The sequence below is a fragment of the Dyella lipolytica genome, from assembly GCF_030160075.1.
GTDB lineage: Bacteria > Pseudomonadota > Gammaproteobacteria > Xanthomonadales > Rhodanobacteraceae > Dyella_B > Dyella_B lipolytica.
Window position 1 is genome coordinate 1,296,926 of sequence record NZ_BSNQ01000003.1, and the last position, 19,734, is coordinate 1,316,659.

17 protein-coding genes and 1 tRNA gene are annotated in these 19,734 nt (G+C 61.0%); 12 read left to right on the plus strand and 6 right to left on the minus strand.

Annotated elements, in window-relative coordinates; all coding sequences use genetic code 11:
• Nucleotides 1-82: 82 nt before the first annotated feature.
• Together dcd and apbC are read right to left on the minus strand one after the other, a co-directional pair.
• Nucleotides 83-649: a dCTP deaminase gene (gene dcd, locus QQL64_RS07240; RefSeq protein ID WP_284397601.1), complete on the minus strand. Its 567-nt coding sequence runs from the start codon at nucleotides 647-649 to the stop codon at nucleotides 83-85.
• 250 nt (nucleotides 650-899) lie between these two features.
• Entirely contained in the window at nucleotides 900-1,994 is a 1,095-nt protein-coding gene (gene apbC / locus QQL64_RS07245; protein ID WP_284397603.1) for an iron-sulfur cluster carrier protein ApbC, read from the minus strand.
• Between the two features lie 134 nt (nucleotides 1,995-2,128).
• Here apbC and QQL64_RS07250 point away from each other — a divergent pair, with 134 nt between their 5' ends.
• From QQL64_RS07250 to nth, 5 genes are all read left to right on the plus strand, one after another.
• Nucleotides 2,129-2,590 carry a DUF2147 domain-containing protein gene (locus QQL64_RS07250; RefSeq protein ID WP_284397606.1) on the plus strand — a complete coding sequence of 154 codons (462 nt, stop codon included), beginning with the start codon at nucleotides 2,129-2,131 and terminating at the stop codon, nucleotides 2,588-2,590.
• Nucleotides 2,591-2,834: 244 nt separating this feature from the next.
• On the plus strand, nucleotides 2,835-4,637 hold the full coding sequence (locus tag QQL64_RS07255; protein ID WP_284397608.1) for an alkaline phosphatase family protein: 1,803 nt from the start codon (nucleotides 2,835-2,837) through the stop codon (nucleotides 4,635-4,637).
• A gap of 168 nt (nucleotides 4,638-4,805) precedes the next feature.
• Complete coding sequence (gene metG, locus QQL64_RS07260; RefSeq protein ID WP_284397611.1) at nucleotides 4,806-6,905, plus strand: methionine--tRNA ligase; 2,100 nt, start codon at nucleotides 4,806-4,808, stop codon at nucleotides 6,903-6,905.
• Nucleotides 6,906-6,925: 20 nt separating this feature from the next.
• Nucleotides 6,926-7,534: an RnfABCDGE type electron transport complex subunit B gene (locus QQL64_RS07265; protein ID WP_284397613.1), complete on the plus strand. Its 609-nt coding sequence runs from the start codon at nucleotides 6,926-6,928 to the stop codon at nucleotides 7,532-7,534.
• The gene (gene nth / locus QQL64_RS07270; RefSeq protein WP_284397615.1) at nucleotides 7,531-8,169 is read left to right on the plus strand and encodes an endonuclease III; all 639 of its coding nucleotides are present in this window, start codon (nucleotides 7,531-7,533) and stop codon (nucleotides 8,167-8,169) included. The genes QQL64_RS07265 and nth overlap by 4 nt, the downstream gene beginning before the upstream one ends.
• 106 nt (nucleotides 8,170-8,275) lie before the next feature.
• On the opposite strand, the gene QQL64_RS07275 is transcribed toward nth, so the two are convergent.
• Nucleotides 8,276-9,967: a hypothetical protein gene (locus QQL64_RS07275; protein WP_284397618.1), complete on the minus strand. Its 1,692-nt coding sequence runs from the start codon at nucleotides 9,965-9,967 to the stop codon at nucleotides 8,276-8,278.
• Nucleotides 9,968-10,160: 193 nt separating this feature from the next.
• Here QQL64_RS07275 and rnt point away from each other — a divergent pair, with 193 nt between their 5' ends.
• From rnt to phoU, 6 genes are all read left to right on the plus strand, one after another.
• Nucleotides 10,161-10,820, plus strand: coding sequence for a ribonuclease T (gene rnt, locus QQL64_RS07280; RefSeq protein WP_284397621.1), 660 nt, complete (start codon nucleotides 10,161-10,163; stop codon nucleotides 10,818-10,820).
• 162 nt (nucleotides 10,821-10,982) lie between these two features.
• Complete coding sequence (gene pstS, locus QQL64_RS07285; RefSeq protein WP_284399690.1) at nucleotides 10,983-11,972, plus strand: phosphate ABC transporter substrate-binding protein PstS; 990 nt, start codon at nucleotides 10,983-10,985, stop codon at nucleotides 11,970-11,972.
• A gap of 106 nt (nucleotides 11,973-12,078) precedes the next feature.
• Nucleotides 12,079-13,050, plus strand: a complete 972-nt coding sequence (gene pstC / locus QQL64_RS07290) for a phosphate ABC transporter permease subunit PstC (RefSeq protein WP_284397624.1) — start codon at nucleotides 12,079-12,081, stop codon at nucleotides 13,048-13,050.
• The gene (gene pstA, locus QQL64_RS07295; RefSeq protein ID WP_284397627.1) at nucleotides 13,050-13,916 is read left to right on the plus strand and encodes a phosphate ABC transporter permease PstA; all 867 of its coding nucleotides are present in this window, start codon (nucleotides 13,050-13,052) and stop codon (nucleotides 13,914-13,916) included. The genes pstC and pstA overlap by 1 nt, the downstream gene beginning before the upstream one ends.
• Complete coding sequence (gene pstB, locus QQL64_RS07300; protein ID WP_284397629.1) at nucleotides 13,909-14,712, plus strand: phosphate ABC transporter ATP-binding protein PstB; 804 nt, start codon at nucleotides 13,909-13,911, stop codon at nucleotides 14,710-14,712. The genes pstA and pstB overlap by 8 nt, the downstream gene beginning before the upstream one ends.
• Nucleotides 14,713-14,833: 121 nt before the next feature.
• The gene (gene phoU, locus QQL64_RS07305; protein ID WP_284397630.1) at nucleotides 14,834-15,568 is read left to right on the plus strand and encodes a phosphate signaling complex protein PhoU; all 735 of its coding nucleotides are present in this window, start codon (nucleotides 14,834-14,836) and stop codon (nucleotides 15,566-15,568) included.
• 61 nt (nucleotides 15,569-15,629) lie between these two features.
• Here phoU and QQL64_RS07310 read toward each other — a convergent pair whose 3' ends face one another.
• From QQL64_RS07310 to rnr, 3 genes are read right to left on the minus strand one after another with little or no spacing between them, the layout of a single operon-like run.
• Nucleotides 15,630-15,902 (minus strand): CBU_0592 family membrane protein, encoded by a 273-nt coding sequence (locus QQL64_RS07310; protein ID WP_284397631.1) that lies wholly within the window; start codon nucleotides 15,900-15,902, stop codon nucleotides 15,630-15,632.
• A complete protein-coding gene (rlmB, locus tag QQL64_RS07315; RefSeq protein ID WP_284397633.1) occupies nucleotides 15,899-16,642 on the minus strand; it encodes a 23S rRNA (guanosine(2251)-2'-O)-methyltransferase RlmB in 744 nt (247 codons plus the stop codon). The genes QQL64_RS07310 and rlmB overlap by 4 nt, the downstream gene beginning before the upstream one ends.
• The gene (rnr, locus tag QQL64_RS07320) at nucleotides 16,639-19,230 is read right to left on the minus strand and encodes a ribonuclease R (RefSeq protein WP_284397635.1); all 2,592 of its coding nucleotides are present in this window, start codon (nucleotides 19,228-19,230) and stop codon (nucleotides 16,639-16,641) included. Before rnr ends, rlmB begins: the two co-directional genes overlap by 4 nt.
• Nucleotides 19,231-19,644: 414 nt before the next feature.
• On the opposite strand from rnr, the gene QQL64_RS07325 reads away from it, so the two are divergent.
• Nucleotides 19,645-19,729 (plus strand) — tRNA-Leu (locus tag QQL64_RS07325).
• Nucleotides 19,730-19,734 lie beyond the last annotated feature (5 nt).

The window sequence follows — 19,734 nt, forward strand, 5'->3', positions numbered from 1 at the left end:
TATTCGGTGAGGCCAAGCGAAGTGTAGCGCTGCCCCGGATGGGTGGATGAGATGCGAAACACGCCGTTCAGCTCAGCGCCGTTCAGGTGCGCGGCAAGGTGACGCCTTGCTGGCCCTGATACTTGCCGCCGCGGTCCTTGTAGCTGGTTTCGCATTCCTCGTCGGATTCGAAAAACAGCATTTGCGCGACCCCTTCGTTGGCATAAATCTTGGCCGGAAGCGGCGTGGTGTTGGAGAACTCCAGCGTCACGTGGCCTTCCCATTCCGGCTCCAGCGGCGTCACGTTGACGATGATGCCGCAGCGCGCGTAGGTGCTCTTGCCCAGGCATACGGTGAGCACCTGGCGCGGGATGCGGAAGTACTCCACGGTGCGCGCCAGTGCGAAGGAATTGGGCGGAATGATGCACACATCCGCCTGCACATCCACGAAGCTGCTCGGGTCGAACGCCTTCGGATCGACGATGGTGGAATTGATGTTGGTGAAGATCTTGAACTCGCGAGCACAGCGTACGTCGTAGCCGTAGCTGGACGTGCCGTACGAAATCAGTTTGTTGCCGTCGCGCAGCTTGACCTGGCCGGCCTCGAACGGCTCGATCATGCCCTGCTGTTCCGCCATGCGGCGGATCCACTTGTCAGATTTGATGCTCACTCGGACTCCGGTGCGTCAGGCCACGCGCACCGGGCGAAGCCGGGCGCAAAACGGCAAAAATACATGGTCTAGTGGTCCTTGTGCCAGATTGAGCCCCTCTCCCTTTGGGAGAGGGGTTGGGGTGAGGGTACGAGCGAGGCGCGGCCGTGGATTCTTACGCCAGACTTCAATATGACGCTCCGCCCGCACCCTCACCCGCCTGTCGGCACCCTCTCCCGGAGGGAGAGGGTTTCACGATGTGGACTAGCCATTACGTCGTAGGCGTGCCCTGCACAACGATCTTGCCCAGTCCCAGCGACTTATTGCGCGGCTGGCGCGAGAGTCGCCCAGCGGTATTACGGGCAATCTCGCGATAACGCGCGGCCAGATCCGAATCGGGTATCGCCGCGACCGTGGGTGTACCGCCATCCGCCTGCTCGCGGATGCGGATGTCCAGCGGCAGCGAACCGAGATACGGCACGTCGTACTGCGCGGCCATGCGCTCGCCGCCGCCTGCCCCGAAGATGTGTTCCTCGTGGCCGCAGTTCGTGCAGATGTGGGTGGCCATGTTTTCGACAATGCCGAGCACCGGCACCTCGACCTTCTCGAACATCTTCAGCGCCTTGCGCGCGTCCAGCAGCGCGATGTCCTGCGGCGTAGTGACGATCACCGCGCCGGCCACCGGCACTTTCTGCGACAGCGTGAGCTGGATATCGCCCGTGCCTGGCGGCAAATCGATGATCAGGTAGTCGAGCATGTCCCAGCGCGTGTCGCCGAGCAGCTGCATCATGGCCTGGGTCACCATCGGCCCGCGCCAGATCATCGGTGTCTCTTCGTCGACCAGAAAGCCGATCGACATGGCCTGCAGGCCGTGAGCGGTCATCGGCGTGATGCTCTTGCCGTCCGGCGATTCGGGTTTGCCGTGGATGCCGAGCATGCGCGGCTGGCTCGGCCCGTAGATATCCGCGTCGAGAATGCCCACCTTGGCGCCTTCTGCAACCAGCGCCAGCGCCAGATTCGCCGCCACCGTGGACTTGCCCACGCCGCCCTTGCCCGACGCCACGGCAATGATGTTTTTCACATTGCCTAGCGGCGCCAGCGTGCCTTGCACCTTGTGTGCGTGGACGCGGCTGGAGATAGAGATCGTCGCTGCATCGATCGCAGGGTCGGCTTCGAGTGCCTGCCTTGCCAGCGCACCGAGGGTTTCACTCGCCCCTGCCGCCGGGTAGCCGAGCTGGATATCCACCGATACCCTGCTGCCGTCCACACCGATCGCACGCACGGCGTCGGCCAGCGGCGTGCCGGTATGAGGGTCGATAAGGTCGCCGAGAATGTGGCGTACCAAGGCTTCGTTCGCCTGCGTCATGGGGAGAGAGTCGCTGTCGGGATCGTCAATTATGCCAGCAGGCATAGAGATGCTACGTGTTTGCGCAATGCAGCTTGACCCATTCCGGATGGGTCGGCAGGCTCGCCATACGCCAACGTAGGGAGAGTTCTGCCATGAAGTACCCGTCGAAATCGGGCCTATCGCTATTCGCCATCGCCGCTTGCCTGCTGCTGAGTTCGGCCATCGCCTGGGCCGCCAACGACACGCCGGTCGGAACCTGGCGGCAGATCGATGACGTGACCGGCAAACCCAAGTCCATCATCCAGATCACCGAAAACAACGGCGTGCTGCAAGGCAAGGTGATGCAGGTTCTGCTTTCCGACGACGGCCCGCATCCCGTGTGCAAAAAATGCGAGGGCGACCGCAAGGATCAGCCGATCGAAGGCATGACCATCATGTGGGGTGTGAGCAAGGATGGCGACATCTGGGATGGCGGCAAGATCCTCGACCCGAAGAGCGGCACCATCTACAAGGTCAAGCTGACCATGGCCGATGGCGGACAGAAGCTGGACGTACACGGCTATGTCGGTTTCTCCCTGCTGGGCCGCAGCCAGATCTGGGAACGCGTGCAATAATCCGATGAAGACATCCGCGGGCCACTTCCCGCGGATGTCCTCTCGATATCGTTACAACATCGCGTCTACTCATATAACGCGCTTCACGAACTCATCACGCGCCGCTAGCCATTTGCGATTTGCGTGATGTCGCACTACAGCTCACAGCGATCACGCTGTCATCCAGCCGTCGCGCGATAGCAATCACCGCCATCCATCGTCCGCACTCCAATCACATACTGCCGAAGGCAGAGGGAGTTTGCGTATGCGCGGTGAGCGTGGGTCGATGCTGCTTGGAATGTTGACGGCAGCTTGCTTGAGCGGATTGTTTGCGACATCGGCGTTTGCAGCCAATAGCGGCAACTTGCTGGTCGACGGCGACGGTGAATCGGGCACCTGCACGACCGATTGGTCGGCAGTGAACACCGTTCCGGGCTGGACGGTGACGCAAGGTAGTCCGTCGATCGTGTGCTATTCGATTGGCAGCTTCAGCACACCGAATTCGGGCTCCGCTGGCAACGCCTTCATTGCCGATGGCCCGTATGGCGATTCAGCGCTGCGCCAAAACGTGAATGTATCGAGCGCCGCCACGGCGATCGACGGCGGCGGTGTCACCTACAATCTTTCCGGTTGGCTAGGCGGCTACACCGTCTACAACGGGCAAGCGGTGGTGACGGCGACCTTTCTCGACGTAAACGGCAAACCGCTGGGCACGCCCGCACAACTTGCCGGCGTCAACGCCTCGGCCCGCGGCAGTCAAAGCGGATTCGTCGCAAAATCCGCCACGGGCAATGTGCCTGCGGGAACGCGCACGATTTCGGTACTGCTGCAATTCACCGATACTTCCGCCTCTTACAACATCGGCTATGCCGACAATCTATCGTTGACGCTCTCCACACCCGTCACCGCATCGACGTTGCAGGCGCCCGCGTCTAGCGTGCCTGTCTTCGATCACGTCTTCGTGGTGATGATGGAGAACACCAATTACAGCGAAGTCATCGGCGACACCACCGATGCCCCCTTCATCAACAGCCTGACCAGCCAGGGCACGCTGCTGGACAACTACAGCGGCGTCTACCATCCCAGCGATGAAAACTATCTAGCCATCGCCGGTGGCAACACGTTCGTGCAGGGCGCCATCTACTTTCCCAATATCAAAGTCGCCGCAAGCAATATCGCCGATGAGCTCGAGGCCAGTGGCAAGACGTGGAAAGCCTACGAACAAGGTATGGGCACACCCTGCAATATCAGCAACAACAATGATAGCTATTACGAACCGGACGATGCGCCGTTCGTCAATTTCACTGACGTGATATCCAATCCCACACGCTGCGCTGCGCACTTGTTCGATACCACGCAACTGACTACCGACTTGACGTCGGCCGCCACCACCCCGAATTTCGCATGGATCGCCGCGGACGACTACTACGACGGTGAAGCCTCCGGAAACGGCACAGCCAATAGCCTGCAAGTACAGAACGGTTGGCTGCAGCAGACCCTGCAACCGATCTTCAACTCGCCGGCGTGGACCCAGCAACGTTCACTGCTGATCCTCACCTGGGACGAATCGGCTTCCAGCACCGGTAACCATGTCGCTACGATCCTGGTCGGCTCGCCGGGAACGGTGCAGGCCGGCGCCATCAGCAACACGAGCTACAACCACTACAGCTCGGGGCGCACCATCGAGTCGGCGTTGGGCATCTCTCCACTCACCAACAACGACCAATACGCGCGGCCGATCAACGATGCCTTCGTCGCGGTACCGACACTCACCGCGCCCACGCTGTCCAGCAGCATGCCAAGCGTGAGCCAGGGCACTTACGTGCACTTCGACTACGCGACGCCCGCCAGCAAACTCAATAGCGAAAACTGGATCAGTATCTATGCCGCCGGCAATAGTCCCGGAAAAGGCTCTTCGACCAGCTGGCAATATGTAGCCGGCGCAGGCGGGACGGCAACCTTCGATACGTCCGGCCTCGCGCCCGGCACCTACAGCGTCTGGTACTGCTACAACAACGGCTACACCGTGCTTGCCGGCCCGATCACACTCAACGTGACCAGCCCGTAATTCGCCCAGCCATCGCACATTCCCTCCCCTGCTTGCAGGGGAGGGTCGAGGTGGGTTTGCGCACACGGGCGTCAACGCACATGGGAGAAGGCTCGTTCCAAAAGCCTTGATCTGGAGCAACACATACGACGTGCCATAATGCGCAGCTCTCCAGCTAGCGCCGAAACCATGTCCCGACGCCTACTCGTCACCCACGCCCTGCCCTATGCAAACGGTCCGCTTCATCTGGGGCATATGCTGGGCTACATCCAGTCCGATATCTGGGTCCGCGCACAGCGGATGATGGGCAGCGAGGTGTATTTCGTCGCAGCGGACGATGCGCATGGCACACCGATTATGCTGGCGGCCGAGAAGGCCGGCGTTTCGCCGGAAGCCTTCATCGATGCGATGCGCGCCAGTCACGAAGCCGATTTTGCAGCGTTCAACTTCAGCTACGACAATTACTACACGACGCATTCGGAAGAGAATCGCGAACTGGCGTCGCTGATATACACACGGTTGCGCGACGGCGGCTATATCGCACGACGCAGCATCCAGCAGTTGTTCGATCCTGAAAAGCAGATGTTCCTGCCCGATCGCTACATCAAGGGCACCTGCCCCAACTGCGGTACGCCGGATCAGTACGGCGACAATTGCGAAAACTGCGGCGCCACTTACGCGCCAACCGATTTGATCAACCCTTATTCGGTGATGTCGGGTGCTACGCCCATATTGCGCGATTCGGAGCATTACTTCTTCGAGCTCGGCAAGTTCGAAACGCTGCTGCACGACTGGTTTGCTGGAAAGTTGACGGGCGGCGCGCAAGTGGCCAACCCAGGCGTTGTGGCGAAGTTGAAGGAATGGCTGGATGGCGGCCTGAAGGATTGGGATATCTCCCGGGATGCTCCTTATTTCGGTTTCCCGATACCGGATGCGCCCGGCAAATTCTTCTATGTATGGTTGGATGCGCCGGTCGGTTATCTCGCCAGCTTCAAGGCACTGTGCGACAGAACCGGGCTGAAGTTCGACGATTTCCTCACCCCGGACAGCAGCGCGGAAATGCACCATTTCATCGGCAAGGACATCATCAATTTCCACGGCCTGTTCTGGCCGGCGATGTTGCACGGCGCGAAGTTCCGCACGCCCACCGCGCTGCACGTCAACGGTTATCTCACCGTCAACGGCGCGAAGATGTCCAAGTCGCGCGGCACCTTCATCCAGGCACGCACGTATCTCGACGCCGGGTTGCATCCGGAATTTCTGCGCTACTACTTCGCGACGATGCTCAACGACGCGCCGGTCGACGTGGACCTCGACCTGAAGGCGTTTGAAGAACGCGTCAATTCGCACCTGATCGGCAAGTGGGTGAATATCGCTAGCCGCACGGCCGGTTTCGTGCACAAGTTTTTCGATGGCCGCCTTGCCGCGCAGTTTTCGGAAGAACAGAACGAACTATGGCGCGTACTGCTTTCGCACTACGAAGGCGTGCCGGCGCTGTATGAAAGCGGCGAATTCGCCGAGGCCATGCGCCGTTTTGTGCTGATCGCGGATTTGGTCAACGGACACATCGCCGCCAAGGCGCCGTGGGTGATGGCGAAGGACGAAGCGCAGCGTGCGGAACTGCATCAGGTTTGTTCGTTCTCGCTAGCGGCCTTCCGTCTGCTCGGTGGTTTGTTGAAACCGGTATTGCCTGCCACGGTCGCGGCGGCCGAGCAGTTCCTGGACGCACCCATTGCCGATTTCGACGCAGCCTGCGCCACGCTCCACAATCACACCATCCACGCCTTCGAGCCTCTGCTCTCGCGCATCGACTCCAAACGTATCGAAGCGATGGTCGAAGCCTCGAAGGAATCGCTGGGCACCACACCAGAGCCCACCGTTGCCATCAAGAAACCTGCCAGGAACGACAGCAAGGCCATGAACGAAAATACTGCAACACCCCCATCGCAAGATGCAGCCGTCATCGGCATCGATGATTTTGCCAAGCTCGACTTGCGTGTGGGCAAAGTGCTGGCCTGCGAATTCGTCGACGGTTCGGACAAGCTGCTGCGCTTCGAGCTGGATGCGGGCGTTCTCGGGAAGCGACAGATTTTCTCCGGTATCCGCGCTGCTTACGGCGAACCGGAAAAGCTGATCGGTCGCAATGTGATCTTCATTGCCAACCTCGCACCGCGCAAGATGCGTTTCGGCTTGTCCGAAGGCATGATTCTTTCCGCTGGCGACGGCGGCGGCGATCTGTTTCTGCTCGACGCGGATCAGGGTGCGAAGCCAGGCGCGACGGTGCGCTGATCGGTATCGCCGCCTCCGACATGAGCGTGCTCGCCGACCGCATCGACGCCCTGCTGCCGCAGACACAATGCGAGCAATGCGGCTATCACGGGTGCCGTCCCTACGCGGAGGCGATCGCCGCTGGCGAAGCGGAGATCAATCAGTGTCCACCCGGGGGCAGTGCAGGCGTCGCAAAGCTAGCTGCTTTGCTCGGCCGCGCACCGATACCGCTTAATCCGGCCAATGGCGTGGAAAAGCCGCGCACGCTTGCACGCATTATCGAAGCCGATTGCATCGGTTGTACGAAATGCATTCAAGTATGCCCGGTCGATGCGATCGTCGGCGCCAACAAGCTGATGCATACGGTGATCGCCGACGATTGCACCGGCTGCGAACGTTGCGTGCCGGCCTGCCCCGTCGACTGCATCGTGCTGGAGCCGATGCCTGTCGAACAGGCGGATGATCCCGCCCATGCCGATGCCGCGCGCATACACTTCGAGCGTCGAGAGGTTCGTTTGAACGAGCAACACATGCAGCGCGAAGCGGAACTGACATCGCGCAAGGCGCAAGTCCATACCTCCAGCGCAAGCCAAAGTGTGCAGGATGCGCTGGCACGCGCGAAAGCGAAAAAGCAGGAGCCGAAAACGTGAAGCGAGCGGATGTCGTCGAATTGTTCACGCGGCTGCGCGAACTCAATCCTCGCCCCACGACCGAACTCGTCTACACCACGCCATTCGAATTGCTGGTTGCCGTGGTGCTTTCCGCACAAGCCACCGATGTTGGCGTCAACAAGGCCACCCGCAAGCTTTACCCCGTTGCCAATACGCCGCAGGCGATCTTGGAATTAGGCGAGGAAAAGCTGAAGCGTTTCATCAGCACGATCGGCCTTTTCAACGCCAAGGCAAAGAACGTCATCGCCCTAAGTCGCATTCTCGTCGAGCAATACGATAGCGAAGTACCCGATAGCCGCGAAGCGCTTGAAGCGTTGCCTGGTGTAGGTCGCAAGACGGCCAATGTGGTGCTGAATACGGCATTCGGCCATGCCACCATCGCCGTCGATACGCACATCTTTCGAGTTGCCAACCGCACCGGCTTGGCACCAGGCAAAGACGTGCGTGCCGTCGAGGACAAACTGGAAAAAGTCGTGCCGCCTGAATTCAAGCAGGATGCGCACCATTGGCTGATCCTGCACGGTCGTTACGTGTGCAAAGCGCGCAAGCCGGATTGCCCGAACTGCGTTATCCGCGATCTTTGTCGCTATCGCGACAAGACACGCGCCGAATAACGGATCGGGATTCAAAAAAGCAAACGGCGGGCATAGGCCCGCCGTTTTTCCATCCCTAGGTCGAACTCCCTTACGATAACTTTTCCAGTTATCCGCTTCCCACCGATTAGAACGGGTAGTAACGGAAGCTGGTGAAGAACATGTTGTCGGACGCGGTCGGCGTGTTGCTGTGAGCGTCGGTGAACAGCTGGCGCGAGGCATGCGAGAACTGCGAACCGAACTGCAAGCGGCCGAACTTGCCCTGGTAGAACTTCCACCAGAAGCCGATCGTCTGTTCCTTGACGCTGCGGGTCTGGCCCGTGCAATCAGTAGCCGCGCCGTAAACCAAGCAGTTGCTGTTGTTGTAGCCGAGCGCCGCGGCGCCATAACCGAGCGGCAAACCGTTCACGCCGGAGGTCAAGTAGCTGTCCTCCTGCTCGCGGCCACCCATGGCGTACACGTCGAGGGCGTCCGTGGCATGCCAGGTCAGCGTGCCGAGCACCATGTTTTCCTTCAACGGATGCGGAGCGCCGCTCGTGGTGTAGGTAATGTCGTTGAGGCCAGCCGTGCCGTAACGGCCAATGCCCTTGCCGTCCATGCCCGAAAGCTGGAAGTCCAGGACCTTCGGAAGCAGCGGCAACACCATGCCGAAACCAAAGCCGCCGCCATGTGCAGTCTGGTTGGTGGTGGCAGCAGGGCCGCCGTTGGCGGTGGTCGGCGTCACGCGCGTGGTGAATTGGCGCGAAATGCCAAACAACTCGTAGTGACCCCAACCCGGATCAGCCGCGAACTTCACGATGACGTCCGGAACCTGGTTGATCGACACCGTGTTGAGGGTGTCATAGAGCGAGCCGGCCTGAACCGTGGCCGTCGTCGTCGCATAGCCCTTGGTACCCGTACCTGCCGAGGAGCCGATGCCCGCCGTCTGCGGATTTTCCACCGACACGCCCAACCACCACATCTTGTCCCAGTCTTTCACGATGCGCAGCTGAGTCTGGCGAGCCCAGGTGAAGCCCACGTTGTACTGTGCGTCGATAGTGGGCGGCAGCACTTCCTTCGTCGGGGTGATACCCACGCTGTCGAGGGTCAGCAGCGACCAAGCCTGACCACCCAGCAAGTGCAGACCGTAGTCGTTCCAGTCAATGTTGGTCCACAACTGGCGTATGCGCATATTGAACGAGTTGCTCTCGTTCATGTTCGCCGTCTGAGCGCCGCCGAGGAAGTCCGTCTCGTAGTAGCCCGTCACGTGAGTAGAGTCGTTGATGTCGCCCTCTGCCTTGATCGACAGACGACTCTGGCGCGCGCTATACAGGAACTGGTCGTTCCTGGCGTTGGTGACCGGATAGGTAGTCGTCGCGCCGCTGCTGGTGTTGATCGGCGCGGTGCTCGTGCCGCCCGTGAACGGGATGGCGGTGAACTTGGTAGCCACATCATCGGCCGTGTCGCGCGAGCGGTATGCCGTTTCAGCCGCCAGGAAGCCGCCGAAGGTCCACTTCACGCCGCCGGAGCCGCCGAGGGTGTCGCCGAGCTTGGTCGCCACGGTCTGCTCAGCCTTCTGCACCTGTGCTTGCGTAGCCTGCACCTGCTGCTGGGTGGCCTGCACGCTCTGCGCGGTCTCAGCCTGCGCTTGCGTCTGTGCGGCAGATTGCGATTCCAGATCCTGTACCTTCTGCTCCAGAGCGGCGATCTCGGCCTTCATCTGGGACAGCTCGGCTGCGCTAACGGTCACTTTCTTGTTCGACGTCTGAGCTGACACAGCTGTAACGCTGGTCAGGCCCAATCCGGCAGCGATCGCTACCGTGAGCATCTTGGAACGCATGTTGTTGTCTCCGCTTTTATTGATGAATCCGCCTGGCATCTCTAGATTTCCCCTGGAGCGGCCTGCGGGTTGTGGGCATGATCGGGCGGGACCTTTACCGTTAGATGGATGTTATGTGACAGAACGAAGACATAAACATACGGTTGGTAAGGTAGCCAGGCGGAAAACGGGAGTCGGCTGATATGCTTGCGAGATGGAGCAACTCAACAACAGCATGACGGCCCGCATGGCCGATCGCTTCCGCGGATTCCTGCCGGTAGTCGTGGACGTAGAGACCGGCGGGTTCGATGCCGAACGGGACGCTTTGCTAGAAATCGCCGCCGTGGTCATCGGGATGGATCAGGAGGGCAATCTTTATCCGCACCCCGCCGTTTCGACTCATGTCGAAGCCTTCCCCGGCGCGAACATCGACCCGCGCGCGCTGGAGATTACCGGGATCGATCCCGACAACCCGCTCCGCGGCGCCATAAACGAACGCCTCGCGCTCGATCATATTTTCCATGCGGTACGACTAGGTGTGCGGCAAAACGAATGCCAGCGCGCGATCCTGGTTGGACACAACGCCGCCTTCGATCTCGGCTTTCTCAATGCCGCCGTGCGCCGCGTGGGCCACAAGCGCAATCCGTTCCATCCCTTCAGCTGCTTCGACACCGCCACCTTGAGCGGCCTCGCCTACGGACAGACCGTGCTGAGTAAAGCGGTCATGGCAGCGGGATACGCCTTCGATGCGAGCGAAGCGCATTCGGCGATCTACGACGCGGAGCGCACGGCCCTGCTTTTTTGCCGCATCGTCAACCGCTTGCGTGCGCTTGAAGTGCTGGAACTGGAGCGCGTCGGCGCCATGCTCCCCTGAGAAATCGTTACGTCTGTCATCAGACTGACATATTCATCTCATCTCATTGCAACACCCAGCCCCTGCAATAGAAGGGACGCAGGCATTACTCGCCACTTCCGTCTCAAAGGAGCCACTGTGTTGACCTCATTCAAACTTCCGTCTCGCCTCGGCACGCTCGCCATCGCAGTCGCCGTGTCCATGTTCGGCATGACGGCGCACGCTACCGATATCACCGGTGCGGGCTCCAGCTTCGTCTATCCGGTTATTTCCAAGTGGTCGGCCGCGTATGCCGAGAAGACCGGCAACCACATCAACTACCAGTCGATCGGTTCGGGCGGCGGCATCGCGCAGATCAAGGCAGGCACCGTTGATTTCGGCGCTTCCGATATGCCGCTCAAGCCGGAAGATCTGGCGAAGTTCGGTCTCGGCCAGTTCCCGGACGTGATCGGCGGTATCGTGCCGGCCTTCAATGTTGCTGGCGTCGCTCCCGGCGCGCTCGTGCTGGACGGCCCGACCCTGGCCGACATCTACCTCGGCAAGATCACCACGTGGAACGATCCGGCCATCGTCAAGCTCAACCCCAGCATCCATCTGCCGAGCTCGCGCATTACCGTGGTGCATCGTTCGGATGGTTCGGGCACCAGCTACAACTTCACCGATTACCTGTCCAAGGTGAGCCCTGAGTGGATGTCGAAAGTCGGTGAAGGCACCGCCGTCAAATGGCCGGCCGGTATCGGCGGCAAGGGTAACGAAGGCGTGTCGGCTTACATCCGGCAGATTCCGAATTCGATCGGCTACGTGGAGTATGCATTCGCGCTGCAGAACAAGCTCGGCTACGCGAAGATGAAGAACGCCGCGGGCAATGTGATCGAACCGAACACCGCCAGCTTCCAGGCTGCCGCCGACACCGCTGACTGGAAGAGCGCGAAGGACTTCAACCTGCTGATGACCAACGCTCCGGGCGCTTCGGCATGGCCGATCACCGCCACGTCATGGGTCATCATGTATAAGACGCCGAAGAACGCGGCCAACACCAAGGTCGCCTTCGATTTCTTCAAGTGGGCTTATGAACACGGTCAGGATTCGGCCCGTTCGCTCGACTACGTGCCGCTGCCCGATACGCTGGTGCAGCAGATCAAGACGTACTGGTCCAGCGACTACAAGATGTAAGCTGCGCGCTGTCGCAAAGACAGCTGCAGCCAAGTAGACCTGCGACGCGCGCAACGCTCTGTTGCGCGCGTCGTGCTGATGAAAACCATCGCGGAAACGCCTCTGCATGCAAGCTATAAGCGCCGAACCGCTCGCCCGTGATACCGAACATCGTTCGCGCGCTGATGCACGTCACGACCTCTTGTTCCGTTTCCTGCTGCGCTTCTGCGCACTGCTGGTGCTCGGCACCCTGCTCGGTGCCGCGCTGTCCACGCTGTGGGGTGGTCGCGAGGTGCTGTTCAAGGACGGCTTCCACTTCCTGTTCAGTTCGGACTGGAACCCCGTAGAGGATCAGTACGGTGCGCTTGCGCCGATCGTCGGTACGCTGGTGACGTCGCTGATCGCCTTGGTCCTTGCCGTCCCCGTCGCCTTCGGTGTCGCCCTTTTCCTCACCGAGATCGCACCCAACTGGGCGCGCGGTCCGGTCAGCACGGCCATCGAATTGCTGGCCGGTATTCCTTCGATCATTTACGGCATGTGGGGCTTGTTCGTCTTCGTGCCTTTCATGGCCAGCATCGAGCCGTGGCTCAACGATACGCTCGGTAACGTTCCGGTGATCGGCGCCTTGTTCCAGGGGCCGCCGCTGGGCTTGGGCCTGCTCACCGCGGGCATCGTGCTCGCGGTCATGATCCTGCCTTTCATTTCTTCGGTGATGCGCGAGGTTTTCAAGACGGTGCCGGCGCGTCTCAAGGAATCGTCATACGCGCTGGGTTCCACCACGTGGGAAGTGGTGTGGGACATCGTGCTGCCGTATACCCGCTCGGCCGTGATCGGGGGTATCTTCCTGGGACTGGGCCGCGCGCTCGGTGAAACCATGGCGGTTACGTTTGTGCTGGGCAACTCGTACAACATCACCTCGTCGCTGCTGATGCCGGGTACGTCGATCTCTTCGAGTATCGCCAACGAATTCAACGAGGCGGTGGGACTGCATCGTTCCGCGCTGATTGCACTGGGCTTCCTGCTGTTCGTAGTCACCTTCATCGTGCTGCTGATCGCGCGCCTGATGCTGCGCCAGCTGGCCCGCAGGGAGGGACGCTGATGTCCGCCATCTACGCACGCCGCCGCATCACCAACGGCATCGCCATGGTGCTGAGCGGATTCGCCACCTTGTTGGGCCTGATCTTCCTGGTCTGGATTTTGTGGATCACCGCGCAGAACGGTTTGAGCGCGCTGAACCTGACCTTGTTCACCAAGATCACCGCCTATGCCGATCAGGGCGGCCTCTCCAACGCCATCGTCGGCAGCCTGATCATGGATCTGATGGCGCTGCTGATCTGCGCGCCGATCGGTGTGCTGGCAGGTACTTATCTGGCCGAATACGCCAATTCCACCCGGCTTGGCGCGTCGATCCGTTTTCTCAACGACATTTTGTTGTCGGCGCCGTCGATCGTGCTGGGTCTGTTCGTGTACGTGATCATCGTGCTGCCGATCTCGGACATGACTCACGGCACCATCTCGTTCTCCGGCTTCGCCGGCAGCGTGGCGCTGGCGCTGATCGGCTTGCCGGTGATCGTGCGCACCACCGACGAGATGCTGCAATTGGTACCCGGCACCTTGCGCGAGGCGGCTTTGTCGCTAGGCATTCCGCAGTGGAAGCTGACTGTGCAAGTGCTGATGCGCGCCGCCTTCTCCGGCATTCTCACCGGCATCCTGCTGGCGCTCGCGCGCTTGGCCGGCGAGACGGCTCCGCTGTTGTTCACCGCCTTCGGCAACAACTTCATGACCATGCATCCGCTGGACAAGATGGCCAGCATGCCTGGCACGATCTACCAATACACCAATGATCCGAATCCGGCGCTGCACGCCATCGCATGGGCCGGCGCGCTGTTGATCACTCTGTTCGTGCTGGCACTGAGCCTGCTGACCCGCATCATGTTTTCGCGCAAAAAGGTGAGTTATGAATGACCTTGCCGCCGCAACCGCGGCTCCGCTGGCCGGCGCCACGTCGTCCGCCAAAATCAAGGTGCGCGATGTGCACTTCTACTACAACGGATACCAGGCGCTGAAAGGCATCAACATGGATATCCCGGAGAAGCAGGTCACTGCGATCATCGGGCCATCCGGTTGCGGCAAGTCCACGCTGTTGCGCATCTTCAACCGCATTTACGCGATCTATCCCAAGCTTGAAGCCAAGGGTTCGATCGAGCTCGACGGCGAGAACATCCTCGACCCGAACTACTCCATGAACCGCCTGCGTACCAAGGTCGGCATGGTGTTCCAGAAACCTGTGCCGTTTCCGATGACCATCTTCGAAAACGTGGCCTATGGCATCCGTCATCACGAGAAGATGTCGCGTGCCGACCTGGAAATTCGTGTCGAACAGGCGCTGCGCAGCGCGGCGCTGTGGGAAGAAGTGAAGGACAAGCTCAAGCAAAGCGCGCTGGGTCTTTCCGGCGGTCAGCAGCAGCGCCTGTGCATTGCGCGTGGTATCGCGCTGCGCCCCGAGGTGCTCCTGCTCGACGAACCCACATCGGCGCTCGATCCGATCGCTACCGGCCGCATCGAGCAACTGGTGGAAGAACTCAAGCACGAATACACCATCGTGATTGTCACGCACAACATGCAACAAGCTGCGCGCTGTTCCGACCGCACGGCTTTCATGTACCTGGGTGAGCTGATCGAGTTCGACAACACCGAGAAAATCTTCACCAAGCCGGGCAAGAAGCAGACCGAGGATTACATCACCGGGCGCTTCGGATAACCGGGCGGAACGCCCCACTGATTATCCTCTCCCCTCTGGGGAGAGGGCAGGGTGAGGGGTCACCCTCGCGAGAATTCGCATCAACGCCCTGCCCTAACCTGAATACTACGAGGCAAGACCCATGAGCGGCAGCAGCAAGGAACACATCATCAAGAGCTACGACGACGAACTGATTCGCCTCACCGGCGAACTGGTTCGTATGGGCGAGCTGGCAGTGAGCCAGCTGGAAGCAGCCATCGACGTCGTGGATCGCCGCGACGAACGCGCGGCACAGCACGTAGTGCATAACGACGACGCGATCGACCAGCTGGAGCAGGAAATCAGCCACGACGTCGTGCGACTGTTAGCCCTACGCGCGCCGATCGCCGGCGATCTGCGCAATGTGTTCGCGGCGCTGCGCATCGCTGCCGACATCGAGCGCATCGGCGATTACGCCGCCAATGTCGCCAAGCGCTCCATCCCGCTGTCGATGGCCGCGCCGCTGACACCCACGGGTGGCCTGGCTCATCTGGCCGAACTGGCGGCCGAAGAAGTGCGCGAAGTGCTGCGCGCCTACCGCGACCGCGACGCCGAACGCGCCTACAAGGTCTGGCAGGACGACGTGCAGCTGGACGAAGCGTATACCGGTTACTTCCGCGAACTGCTCACGTACATGATGGAAGATCCGCGCGTGATCACGCCATGCACGCATCTGCTATTCATGGCCAAGAACATCGAGCGTATCGGCGACCACGCCACCAACATCGCCGAAAACGTGTGGTTCCAGGTCAAGGGCGAACCCCTCTCGGGTCAGCGCGACAAGCGCGACCTCACGTCGAACCCAGAGCCAGTGAAGCTCGGCAATCGCCCCGAATAAACGCTGCACCTTCGATGCAGGTTGAAGTGTCCCCGGACTTGGTCCGGGGACCGCATGCAGTTCAGCGGCCGCTTCCGCGAGCTTCGCGCCGAGTGCGCATGCCCCGCGCGATACCGTAGACACCTATCAGCAACCAGGCCACCTGCATGAAGAACGCGGCCGCATTGAACGTACCGAACAGCAGCGAAAGCAACACGCCGATAGCGCCCAGCACATTCATCAGCTGGTAGACCAGACCGTTGCCGTGCAACTTGTGGGCTTGCAGCAGCAGGAAGGCTAGCAGCACCAGCACCACGCCGATGTATCCCGCCCAGTCGTGCCAATAGAACGTCATCGCACACTCCTTTGACGTAACGTTTCAAATAAAACGACACCGGCCGCCACCGACACGTTGAGACTTTCCATCGCACCGGGCATCGGTATCTTCGCTACGAAGTCGCAGGTCTCGCGTGTCAGCCGGCGAATGCCCTCACCTTCGCTGCCCAACACTAGGGCGACTGGCCCTTTCAGATCGATATCGTAAATCGATTGTTCCGTATCGCCGGCCAGGCCGGTGATCCACACGCCTGCATCTTTCAAGGTCCGCATGACGCGCGCAAGATTGGTCGCGGCGATCAGTGGCACCCGATCCGCACCGCCGGCCGAGGCGCGGCGCACGACGGGGGTAAGTCCCACTGCGCGATCCTTCGGCACGATCACCGCCGTTACATTGGCTGCTGCTGCACTGCGCAGACAGGCGCCGAGATTGTGCGGATCGGTCACACCGTCGAGCACCAATAGCAAGGCATCGTTGCCGGCTTTTTCGAGCAAATCATGCAGGTCGTTTTCACCAGCCAGAGGCGGTGCCTCGTAGAGCGCAACCACCCCCTGATGCCGCGCCTCGCCGGCTACGCGGTCGAGCTGTTCGCGCGGACGGTGATGGACGGGAATCTTCAGCGCTTTGGCACGTTCGGCCAGTTCATGTACGCGCGGGTTGCGCTGGCCGTTTTCCACCAGCACTTCACGCACGCGCTCGGCATCGTTGCTCAACGCGCCTTCGACCGGGTTGATCCCGACGATCCAACTCTCGCTCATCGTTTGCCTTTCGGTTTCGGCGAGCGGCCCTGGGCCGCTCGCGACTTGCCCTTGCTGCTAGCCTTGCCGCTGGCTAGCTGACCCTTGTGCTTGTCCGCAGCGGCACCGCTTTTACCCGCCGACATCTTCTTTGTTGGCTTGCCGGTGCCGTGTTTCGCCGCGACATTATCACGCGTTGGCAATGTCGGTAGCGACGGCAGCGGTTTGCGGCCGGATGGCAACGAATAGCGCTCGCCCGCCGAGGAGTAATCGTAAGCACGCTGCTGTGTCGAAGGTACCGGCGCGGCAGCGCCCTTCGCTTGTTGCACGAGGCGGAAATCAATTTTCCGATCCTCCAGGCTGGCACGCAGCACTTGCACGCGCACGTGATCGCCCAGGCGGAACTGCGAACCGGTGCGTTCGCCTTTCAGCAGATGTCGCACCGGATCGAAATGGTAGTAGTCGTTGGACAGCTGGCTGATGTGCACGAGACCTGACACCTTCGATTCGTCCAGCTCGACGAACAGGCCGAACGAGGTAACGCCGGTGACGGTGCCTTCAAACTCTTCGCCAACATGCTTGGCCATCCACGCACACCGGAAACGCTCATCCACATCTCGCTCGGCTTCTTCGGCACGGCGTTCGCGTTGCGAACAATGCACCGCCATCGCAGCCATCGCCGCGTCGGTGTAGTCGTAATCCGCGGGTTTGCCGCCTTTCAAGGCGTAACGGATCGCACGATGAACCAGTAGATCGGGATAGCGGCGGATCGGCGACGTGAAGTGCGCGTAAGCCGTCAGTGACAGGCCGAAATGGCCTCGATTGTCGGGCTGGTAGGCCGCCATGCTTTGCGAACGCAATAGCACCGATTGAATCAGTTCGCGCTCGGGGCGGTCCCGCACCATGCGCAGTACATCAGCGTAGTCGCCGGGGGTCACTTCTTCCAGCGGCGGCATGCGCAGCTTGAATTCGCGCAGGAACTGCTGCAGATCTTCGTATTTCTCCGCCGGCGGCGGTTCGTGCGCGCGATACAGCGCGGGGATCTTGCGCTTTTCCAGGAACATGGCCGCCTGCACGTTGGCGGCGATCATGCATTCCTCGATCAGTTTGTGTGCGTCGTTGCGTTCGGTGGCACCGACCGTCTCCACTTCACCGGTTTGGTCGAGGCGGAACTTCACCTCGGGCGTTTCGAAATCGATCGCACCGCGGCGGCGACGTTGCTCGGCCATCGCCTTGTACAGCGTGTGCAGGTTTTGCAACTGCGGCAGTACATCGGCCACTTCGTGTCGCGCATCGGCGTCGTTCAGACCGATGACCTGCCACACCTTGTCGTAGGTGAGGCGCGCGTGCGAGCGCATCACCGCTTCGTAGAACTTCGACTTGACCACCTCGCCTGTCGCGTCGATCTGCATGTCGCAGACCATGCATAGGCGCTCCACTTTGGGATTGAGCGAGCAGATACCGTTGGAGAGCGTCTCCGGCAGCATGGGTACGACGAAGCCGGGGAAGTAGGTGGATGTGCTGCGCTCGTAGGCTTCTTTGTCCAGCGCGCTGCCGACGCGTACGTAGTGCGACACATCGGCAATCGCCACGACTAGACGCCAACCGCCACCGCGTTTCGGCTCGGCATACACGGCATCGTCAAAATCGCGCGCATCGGCGCCATCGATCGTCACCAGCGGCAGCTTGCGCAGATCGATACACCCTTCTCGCTCGGCAGCCGTTACTTCCGGTTCGATCTGCGCCGCTTCGCGCAGCACTTCCGGCGGCCATTCGTGCGGCAGGTCATGGCTGGCGATGGCCATTTCCACCAGCAACGAGGGCTGCAGACGGTCACCGAGCACCGAACGAATCGCACCCAGCGGACCGCGATAGGCCGTCGGCGGATCGGTGATTTCAACCACCACGATCTGCCCGGAACGCGCACCCTGTTCCTTGCCGGGCACGATCATCACGTCCTGATGCAGGCGACGATCGTCGGGCACCACCAGGGTGACGCCGTTGTCGGTGACCACGCGGCCGACCAATCGCGGCGAACGCCGCTGCAACACTTCGACGATCGCGCCCTGACGGCGGCCGCGCCGGTCCACACCGACCACGCTGGCGAGTACACGGTCACCGTGCATCACGCTACGCATCTGGTAAGGCGATAGATAAAGATCGTCGCCGCCTTCGTCGGGACGCAGGAAGCCGTAGCCTTCCGCGTTGGCCAACACGACACCAGGAAGCAGGTCCAGCTTCCGTGCCGGTGCATAGCCGCCGCGACGACCCAGCAATAGCTGGCCATCGCGCACCATCGCGCCGAGCCGTTTGCCGAGGGCGGTAATGCCGTACTCGTCATGCAAATGCAGTGCGTCGGCGATGCGCGCTTCGGTAAGCAATTCGCCGCGTTCTTCGAGCAGGGCGAGGATGGCTTCGCGGCTGGGTATCGGCTGCTCGTAGCGTTCCGCCTCGCGTTTGGCAAACGGATCGTGCGGTCGCTTGGCAGCGGCCGTTTTACCGGGCGCGGCGGCGCGGCGTCCGGCCCTCTCCGCACCCGAGTGAGCCTTGGGCGGTTTGGCCGCCTTGCGCGGAGCCTTGTCCTTGCCGGGGATTTTCTTCTGGGTCACGGCCTAGAGCCTGTCTAAGGTCTCCGAGTGGCCCGCGCCGGGATCTGTTTGCGCGCACGACAAGGAGGAGTGAAGGAGTGTATGTCGATACACGACTGAGCGAGGACGCAGGCGTGTGGGCAAACAGACCCGGCCCGAAGGGTTGAGCCCGTATACTCGCCAAGCGGCAGCGCGCGGCTTGACCTGACAGCCAGTCAGGCGCTGCGCCGCACACTACCACCTGGCGAGTATACGGGCTCAACGCGGGCTACTCGGAGACCTTAGACAGGCTCTAAGGCCTCGATGAATGATTCAATAAATGTTTCGCGGCAGATCGCCTAATAGCGCCAGCAGCCGTGAAGAAATGGTTGACAACTCGTACGCCGATGCCTACTCTACGCGGCTCGCACAGCCGTAAAGGCGACTGCGGCACCTGCCCAGGTGGCGGAATTGGTAGACGCACTAGTTTCAGGTACTAGCGGGTAAAACCGTGGAGGTTCGAGTCCTCTCCTGGGCACCAGATTA

Excerpts from the sequence above, each read along its gene's own strand:
- apbC (WP_284397603.1), bottom strand. The coding sequence starts at position 1,994 with ATGACGCAGGCGAACGAAGCCTTGGTACGCCACATTCTCGGCGACCTT.
- QQL64_RS07250 (WP_284397606.1), top strand. The coding sequence starts at position 2,129 with ATGAAGTACCCGTCGAAATCGGGCCTATCGCTATTCGCCATCGCCGCT.
- QQL64_RS07255 (WP_284397608.1), top strand. The coding sequence starts at position 2,835 with ATGCGCGGTGAGCGTGGGTCGATGCTGCTTGGAATGTTGACGGCAGCT.
- metG (WP_284397611.1), top strand. The coding sequence starts at position 4,806 with ATGTCCCGACGCCTACTCGTCACCCACGCCCTGCCCTATGCAAACGGT.
- QQL64_RS07265 (WP_284397613.1), top strand. The coding sequence starts at position 6,926 with ATGAGCGTGCTCGCCGACCGCATCGACGCCCTGCTGCCGCAGACACAA.
- QQL64_RS07275 (WP_284397618.1), bottom strand. The coding sequence starts at position 9,967 with ATGCGTTCCAAGATGCTCACGGTAGCGATCGCTGCCGGATTGGGCCTG.
- rnt (WP_284397621.1), top strand. The coding sequence starts at position 10,161 with ATGGAGCAACTCAACAACAGCATGACGGCCCGCATGGCCGATCGCTTC.
- pstC (WP_284397624.1), top strand. The coding sequence starts at position 12,079 with ATGCAAGCTATAAGCGCCGAACCGCTCGCCCGTGATACCGAACATCGT.
- pstA (WP_284397627.1), top strand. The coding sequence starts at position 13,050 with ATGTCCGCCATCTACGCACGCCGCCGCATCACCAACGGCATCGCCATG.
- pstB (WP_284397629.1), top strand. The coding sequence starts at position 13,909 with ATGAATGACCTTGCCGCCGCAACCGCGGCTCCGCTGGCCGGCGCCACG.
- phoU (WP_284397630.1), top strand. The coding sequence starts at position 14,834 with ATGAGCGGCAGCAGCAAGGAACACATCATCAAGAGCTACGACGACGAA.
- QQL64_RS07310 (WP_284397631.1), bottom strand. The coding sequence starts at position 15,902 with ATGACGTTCTATTGGCACGACTGGGCGGGATACATCGGCGTGGTGCTG.
- rlmB (WP_284397633.1), bottom strand. The coding sequence starts at position 16,642 with ATGAGCGAGAGTTGGATCGTCGGGATCAACCCGGTCGAAGGCGCGTTG.